Below are 750 nucleotides of genomic sequence, written 5' to 3' on the forward strand. Positions count from 1 at the left end.
TTAAGAAAAATGCTGAGGAACCTGTAGCTTATGCTGCTTGGAACAAGAATCAGAAAATACTTGATGAAAGCTCTTCTGGAGGTGTTTTTGGTGTATTTGCAAAGTATGTTTTGGAAAAGGAAGGTCTAGTTTTTGGTGCAACATACAGTGAGGATCTATCTGTGAACCATATATCAATACATTCAATGGAAGAATTGATATTGTTGCAAGGGTCAAAATATGTGCAGAGCAATATTGGTGAAACATTTAAGCTTGTAAAACAAGCATTAATAAACGATAAGTATGTTCTATTTTCTGGAACTCCTTGTCAAGTTGCAGGTCTGTATGGCTATTTAGGTGGAGATAATTTCGAAAAATTACTGACTTGTGACTTAGTTTGCCATGGAGTACCATCTCCAGGAGTATTTAGGAGTTATATAAATTATTTAGAAGATAAAGAGAAAGCTAAACTCACCAAAATTAAAATGAGAACTAAAGAAAGAGGATGGACGCCTTTATCAGATATGAAATATGAGTTTGATAATTTTAAGGAATATGAGCAGGAAAATGCTTTAAAAGATCCTTATATGAATGGGTTTTTATATAGTCTTTATTTAAGAAAATCTTGCTACAATTGTAAATATGCAAAGACACCTAGAGAAAGTGATGTTACCATAGCTGATTTTTGGGGAATAGGAAATGAAATACCATTTAATCATTCGATAGAGCAAGGAATTTCATTGGTTTTGACAAATAGTAATAAAGGGAAAG

1 protein-coding gene is annotated in these 750 nt (G+C 32.5%); it reads left to right on the top strand.

Features of this window, described 5'->3' with window-relative positions; all coding sequences use genetic code 11:
• Nucleotides 1-750 (top strand): Coenzyme F420 hydrogenase/dehydrogenase, beta subunit C-terminal domain (locus tag RCF13_RS02300; RefSeq protein WP_308140795.1); only part of this gene is annotated, 750 nt, incomplete at both ends.

The sequence above is a fragment of the Stenotrophomonas maltophilia group sp. RNC7 genome (assembly GCF_030910085.1).
Lineage (GTDB): Bacteria > Pseudomonadota > Gammaproteobacteria > Xanthomonadales > Xanthomonadaceae > Stenotrophomonas > Stenotrophomonas sepilia.